Origin of the sequence: Pseudoalteromonas sp. Z1A6, from assembly GCF_011378745.1 — a bacterium.
GTDB classification, from domain to species: domain Bacteria; phylum Pseudomonadota; class Gammaproteobacteria; order Enterobacterales; family Alteromonadaceae; genus Pseudoalteromonas; species Pseudoalteromonas arctica.
Genome location: NZ_WTKW01000256.1, coordinates 1 through 6,170, shown reverse-complemented (window position 1 = coordinate 6,170; position 6,170 = coordinate 1). Strand labels below are relative to the sequence as shown.

The window sequence follows — 6,170 nt, the reverse complement described above, 5'->3', positions numbered from 1 at the left end:
AAAAACTAATAATTAAATCAGCCTTTTAATATTTTACAGTGGAATACCTAGCTAGACTCGATTAATGAGTTGCTCTATCGCCCCAAATATTTTCTAAACGACTGTCGCGACCACAACGCCAGCGATAGGTGTTGTATCGAATTGGGTTGTTTTTGTAATAATCTTGATGAAAACTTTCCCTCCCTTTAATAGGGTAAAAGGTACTTGCGTTTAGTATAGGCGTAACCACAGTTTGATTAGGAAACTCGGCAACTACAGCTGCTTTTGTTTTTTCAGCTAATTTACGTTGTTCGTCGTTTTCAACAAATATAGCACTTAAGTAACTTGGGCCTTTATCGCAAAATTGGCCTCTGGCATCAAAGGGATCAATATTAACCCAGTAATGATCAAGTATGCCCTTATAGCTTACTACCTCCGGGTCGTAAGTGATTTCTACTGCCTCGTAATGGCCTTTATGGTTACCATTGTATGTTGGGTTTTTAAGTTTGCCACCAGTAAAACCCGATATTACATCGGTTACACCTTCTAGCTTTTCAAAGTCGCTTTCCATACACCAAAAGCAACCTCCAGCTAACACAGCTTTTTCGGTTTTAGCTGCATGCGTAAATGTGCTAAACAAAATTGCGGCAGATGTTAATGCTAATGCGAGTGATTTTTTCATAAAATTATCCACCTGAAGTGTGAGTTTAAATACTTATAAAGTTAGACCCGCCAAGTGCTAATACTATTTCATTGTAGTGGCATAGTTTTAGCCGCTTAACTATTTATGGCGCAAAGTAATGTCATTTAAAAAGTTTTATAAGCATAAAACCGGGAGTAAGATCACTTTTAAAGCAAGTAGGATGGTTTAGTTAATTTAACAAAATAAACGCTATTTGATACGCTGTTGTATTATGCGAGCTTGTTTATTAAAGTGACAACATTCGAGATATAAATTAGCAGGTGATAAATGAACCAGTTAACCGAAAAATCAATAAGCTGTCCTTATTGCGGAGAAAGCATAGAAGTATTACTTGATGCAGTAGATATTGATGAGCAATACATTGAAGACTGCCAAGTATGCTGTAAACCAATTTCGTTTGTGGTATTTGAAGATGAAGATGAGTTAAATGTTAATGTATACAGTGAAGATGATACATTTTAAATTGCCGTAAATTATAAAAAAGGCTGCAACGCTGCAGCCTTTTTGTTGTGTACGGAACTAACTAGCTATTTTGTTCGCGTGCTAGTTGGTTTGGCAAAAGCTCTTCTACTATTTCGCGCGCCGGGAGCGTGTAGCGTGTGCCGTCAAACATTACAGAGGTAAACTCGTTAATATTAGTAATGCCTGTTAAGGTCCAGCCTTCGCCGCGTTTTGGGCAATATACTGTGGTAGTGGGTTGTATTACTTTAAAATCGTCACTCATTACGTTATCTACTCTTTTTGCTTTAAAGATAATGCTTGTTAATGGGGTATGGTAAGTTAATAATGCTTGCCCATAAAGAGCTAATTTAACTAACTACTTAAATAAAATGTTTAATACCACACAGCTTGACCGCGTTACTCTTCGTTTAATTACCCACAAACACGCTGCGTGTTTATTTGATATTTTAAACCATCCTCAGGTTAGTAAATTTAACGACTACGAAACACCACTTAGCAAAACACAAATCAAACAATTAATTCAAGATGATATAAGCGCCTATTACGAAGGCGAAGTGGTAAGAGTTGCAATTGAACATAATATGACAGGGAAGTTAATGGGCACCTGTGGGCTTTATAATTTAACACCCTGTAAAAGTAGTGCTTTTATAGGTTTTGAGTTGCACCCCGACTTTTGGGATAAGGGAGTGATGTTTGAAGTAGTCACCGGTTTTATTGAAGCGCTACTTGAGCATATTCCGCTTAAACATTTATCGGCTGAGGTGAGTGCACATAATGCACGTTCTCATAATTTACTTATTAAGTTAGGGTTTAGTTTGCACGAGCATTCTATTTGGCAGAAATCACTTTAACTAAAGACGGCAATTATAAGTGCTTATCTTTTTTCTATCCTGAAAGGTCAACACACTCCAAGTGTAAATAAAATACAAAAAATAACAGCTTTCTATTATAGTTAAGCGTAAGCAAATGAATTTGTTACCCGTGTTTAATTAAACATTAACGCTTAACAAGGATTTTATATGCTAGAAAAACTATCTCAAGATGCGCTTGTTATTTGGGCTACCATTGACCCAATAGGCACTATGGCGCTGTTTGCTGCGATTACTACTCACTTAACTGATCAACAACGTCGTAAAACAGCCTTTAAAACCGTGCTATATGCGGGTGGCGTTCTATTGGGTTCTATTTTAATAGGGCAGCTAATACTTAATGCGATGGGGATTAGGCTGGTTTCGTTTCAGTTAGGAGGCGGAATTATATTGTTTTTGTTTGGCCTGCAAATGATATTTGGAAACGATTCTAATAAAGCTAAACAAGACCCCGAACACGATATTGCTGTGTTTCCGCTAGCTATACCAGCCACAGCTACTCCAGGCGCTATTTTGGCTGTAATACTCCTTACCGATAACCATATACACCCCATTACTACACAAATAGGCACAGCGCTTGTTACTATTGGAGTACTGGGTATTACATTAATACTGTTGCTGCTTTCGGGCAAAATAATTAAGTTGATTGGAACGGGCGGCGCGTCTATTTTAACGCGTGTGATGGGGATGATTTTAGCTGCGTTTTCAGTTGAGCTTATTATGACTGCGCTTGAAATAAAACAATGGGTTAAGCTCGATTAAGTAATTCTTAAAGTAAATATTTAAGGGGATGCCAAATGGCTATAAAAATAACAAAACTCTATCTTACAAATTTAGCTTTAGCGATAGTTATACTTGTTTTGGGAATATTGGCGATAAATTATTACAATCATTATGTATCGGCTTATACGGATGTAACTATTAACTCTAAAGTACTTAACGAATCACGTAAGGTTTTTATAAGATTACCGACTGATTACAATGCTAAAAAAGCGTACCCGTTAATTATTAAAACCGATGGTAATTTTAATTTAGATACATGGGATAAAGCACTTACAAAACAAGCTAAGAGCGAAAAAGGGGATAAGGCTATATTGGTGTCTATCCCTAATTTGTTTTTTAAAGATACTCGTAATCGCGATTTAGTGCCTCCTTATGCCCGCCAAGATGTAAATACACAAGCGCGTTTAGAGCACGAAACACTACCTGAGCCAAACGGTGAAGCTGATAAGTTTTTAGCATTTATTGAAACTGAGTTACTTCCATATTTATCAACAAATTATAAGCTTAGTAATAATCGTGTATTAAGTGTTTTTTCGGCAGGTGGTAGCTTCGTACTTTATACACTGCATACAAAGCCTGAGTTATTTAATGGTTATTTTGCGTTTAGCCCTGCAGCTTGGTATGACGACATGACTGTAGTTAATAACGTAGATGCGTTTTTAACGGCTCAAGCAAATAAAGTGAAGTCACCTACTTATTTATATCTTTCGGTGGGCGGAGCAGAGCATCCGTTAATGTTAAAAGCATTTAATAATTTAGAGACTGCTTTAACAACAAACCCTAATAATAACCTTGTCTGGCAAAGTGCTATAAACGAAGGTGCTGAGCATTCAGACAATCCACCTCTTAGTGTAGCTAAGGCATTAGCTGGTTATAGTGCGTTTATTAAAAAGTAGGTTGGCTTAAATTGTAACTGTATATGCATACAGTTATTGTTATTTTATCTATTTATGAGAACGAACCAGCTTCATAGAATTTTACTTAGTTTAATATTATTAACGACTTACAAAGGGAAGTTGGTTTAATTTATTTTTGCACAGTAAATGAAAATACTGTTTTTATATACAGTTTATAGATGTTGAGTTAGAATGCAGTCAGTACCTATGAGCATGTACACATCTATTTGTTACTGCTTTTAATCAGCCTTACGCCTTTGTGATCAGCAAAAAGCGATGTAAGTATTTTGCAATTTCAATATAGTTTCACCATCTTTTTACACTATTAATGCAATTAATATAAATTGGCTGGTGGCTTTATATTTAAAGAACACATCATACTTAATGTTATTTTAAGGCTAAACTAAGCAATAGAGTTAAATTGTTGAAAAGGTAATCAAAGGAATAGTGCAAAATACAGGTCGGTGGGATTCAAAAGTATGGCGGAATAAAAAAAGCCCAGTTAAAAAGTTAAAAAGTTAAAAGGGCTAAAAGGGTTGTGCTAAGGGAAGTTGTAGTCGTTTTTTAACTTATATTTAGAGCTTATATCTAAAACCAAATGCTATACCGTCATCTTCCGACTGCTCCATTTGTGCTTGTTGATCGTCGTTATCACTTTCAAAGTCGCTAAAGTCTTTACGCGCTTCTACGTAGGCAATAGTGTCTTCGTCAATTAAGTAATGAAGGCCAATAACAGCAAACTGACGTTTAAACACATCGTTAGGATCGGCGTTAAAGTTTGGCTGAATTACGTAATCATCACCGGCATCAAACACGTTATAGGCAATAAAAGGGCGAAAATCGTTATCAAAGCGGTAAGATGCAAATGTTTCTATGCCAATTGCGTCTTTAATTAAGCGACCAATATTATCGGTGTCGTGGTTTTTGTTTTTATTTATGTTGGCAGCAACGTAAAGGCCGGGCTTATCAATGTTGCCCCACATAATGCCTGCACCGTAAATTAAATCTTCAACATTGCGAGTAGAACCATCGCCAAACGTTAAATCAAACTCGCCACGGTTAACACCTGCAGTAAGCGTTAGCATATCGGTTGGGGTGTAAGTAACAGAGGCACCAAATGTGTAATTAAATTCAACTTCTTGGGCTGCGCTATCGCCTGAGTTCCAAAGTGTTTCGCATTCTTCTTCTGAAATGTCGCTTACGTCACAGGTATAAAATTCGCTGTTTTTAAGCTGTGCTTGTACTGCAAAACTAAAATCGTTGTAACTATTACGATACTGCACTAACTTATCGCCACGCCCAGTACCATTTACAGCGCCATCGTCTTTGTTATAGGTGTAAACGCCTGCGGCATTGCCATCCCATACAAAACTATTATTTGTGCCGTAAACTACGTCGTACCATGCACCCCATTGTTTACCAATAGTAAGTTGTCCGTACTTTTCGTGCGAAAGGCCTGCATAGCCTAAACGGTTATACAAAAACTCATCCTGAATTGACTCAAAACGATTGTTATAAATAATATCGCTACTGCCTACCGGATTTACACCCCATTCAATAAGTGCAAGGGCGGTCCAGTCTTTCTTAAGCTTTCGGGTAAAAGCAAAGTTGATGCGTGAAGTACCATTAACAACTTCGGTTTCGTTTTGTGTATTAATTACACGCACATCAAGATAACCACCTACATTTAGAGTGTTTTTATCATCCTTGTATAGCTCTACCGCCGAAACTGCGGGTGCTAGTACAATACTTGCGCTAACCAGTGTTGCTAATTTTTTGCTCATCTTGTGTGTTGCCCTGTGTAAATTGGTTAATGTTTTTACGTAGGTAAAAATTCAGATTTGAAGACTAACAAAGCGATAAACGGCTCAAAAGTGAAAAATACTCAATAAAACTGAGCATTAATCTTAATAGGTGTTCACGAGAGGTTAATTTTGTTTTTCAGGTGTTGCTGAGGTTTGTTTTTTTAGTTGTTTTGTAGGTAAAAAGAATTGGTAATAAGCGGTGTGTTAAAATTCTAATTTGAATTAATTTCATCTTGGTTAAAAAATAGCGACTAGTGCAAAAGCTCTAAAACTGCTTTATTTTCATAAATATAGCTTTTTATTACTATAGGTTGTACAAAAATGAGTTAAGTAAACACACATACACGTTAAAAGTGTTTTTACTCTAGGGTCTGTTGATCTTTGCGGATTAAAATTTGTTCAAATTAGGGGCTATTTAATCGCGGCTCGAGGTTTGTAACCTAGTGGGCTAAGTAAAAACCGAGCTACAAAGAGTAAATAGCCCCTAGGAAGACCCCTTTGGGCAGCGCCTGTTTGGCATTAATGCTACGTTATCGCCCATTTATGGGGAATAACCACACTACATAGACTCTGCCTTGCCTTAACACCAAACAGACTGCTGAAAATTCAACCTTGAAAGTTCAACAGACCCTAATATATATAACAAATTATAAACACTCATATCGGTTTATTA

At 36.7% G+C, this 6,170-nt stretch carries 7 protein-coding genes; 4 read left to right on the top strand and 3 right to left on the bottom strand.

All coding sequences use genetic code 11. The features are described from left to right. Positions 1-61: 61 nt before the first annotated feature. Positions 62-661 carry a peptide-methionine (S)-S-oxide reductase MsrA gene (gene msrA / locus GQR46_RS14695; RefSeq protein WP_165741328.1) on the bottom strand — a complete coding sequence of 200 codons (600 nt, stop codon included), beginning with the start codon at positions 659-661 and terminating at the stop codon, positions 62-64. Between the two features lie 288 nt (positions 662-949). On the opposite strand from msrA, the gene GQR46_RS14690 reads away from it, so the two are divergent. Then, a complete protein-coding gene (locus tag GQR46_RS14690; protein ID WP_165741327.1) occupies positions 950-1,144 on the top strand; it encodes a CPXCG motif-containing cysteine-rich protein in 195 nt (64 codons plus the stop codon). A gap of 61 nt (positions 1,145-1,205) precedes the next feature. Here GQR46_RS14690 and GQR46_RS14685 read toward each other — a convergent pair whose 3' ends face one another. Continuing rightward, positions 1,206-1,406: a hypothetical protein gene (locus tag GQR46_RS14685; protein ID WP_002962626.1), complete on the bottom strand. Its 201-nt coding sequence runs from the start codon at positions 1,404-1,406 to the stop codon at positions 1,206-1,208. A 106-nt stretch (positions 1,407-1,512) separates the two neighbouring features. Here GQR46_RS14685 and GQR46_RS14680 point away from each other — a divergent pair, with 106 nt between their 5' ends. From GQR46_RS14680 to GQR46_RS14670, 3 genes are all read left to right on the top strand, one after another. After that, complete coding sequence (locus GQR46_RS14680; RefSeq protein ID WP_165741326.1) at positions 1,513-1,995, top strand: GNAT family N-acetyltransferase; 483 nt, start codon at positions 1,513-1,515, stop codon at positions 1,993-1,995. A 168-nt stretch (positions 1,996-2,163) separates the two neighbouring features. After that, on the top strand, positions 2,164-2,775 hold the full coding sequence (locus GQR46_RS14675; protein ID WP_165741325.1) for a MarC family protein: 612 nt from the start codon (positions 2,164-2,166) through the stop codon (positions 2,773-2,775). Between the two features lie 35 nt (positions 2,776-2,810). After that, positions 2,811-3,692, top strand: coding sequence for an alpha/beta hydrolase-fold protein (locus GQR46_RS14670; protein ID WP_165741324.1), 882 nt, complete (start codon positions 2,811-2,813; stop codon positions 3,690-3,692). Positions 3,693-4,267: 575 nt separating this feature from the next. On the opposite strand, the gene GQR46_RS14665 is transcribed toward GQR46_RS14670, so the two are convergent. Beyond that, positions 4,268-5,476, bottom strand: a complete 1,209-nt coding sequence (locus GQR46_RS14665) for a porin (RefSeq protein WP_165741323.1) — start codon at positions 5,474-5,476, stop codon at positions 4,268-4,270. Positions 5,477-6,170 lie beyond the last annotated feature (694 nt).

Coding starts and splice junctions, on each gene's coding strand:
- GQR46_RS14665 (WP_165741323.1), bottom strand. CDS start 5,476: ATGAGCAAAAAATTAGCAACACTGGTTAGCGCAAGTATTGTACTAGCA.
- GQR46_RS14670 (WP_165741324.1), top strand. CDS start 2,811: ATGGCTATAAAAATAACAAAACTCTATCTTACAAATTTAGCTTTAGCG.
- msrA (WP_165741328.1), bottom strand. CDS start 661: ATGAAAAAATCACTCGCATTAGCATTAACATCTGCCGCAATTTTGTTT.
- GQR46_RS14685 (WP_002962626.1), bottom strand. CDS start 1,406: ATGAGTGACGATTTTAAAGTAATACAACCCACTACCACAGTATATTGC.
- GQR46_RS14690 (WP_165741327.1), top strand. CDS start 950: ATGAACCAGTTAACCGAAAAATCAATAAGCTGTCCTTATTGCGGAGAA.
- GQR46_RS14675 (WP_165741325.1), top strand. CDS start 2,164: ATGCTAGAAAAACTATCTCAAGATGCGCTTGTTATTTGGGCTACCATT.
- GQR46_RS14680 (WP_165741326.1), top strand. CDS start 1,513: ATGTTTAATACCACACAGCTTGACCGCGTTACTCTTCGTTTAATTACC.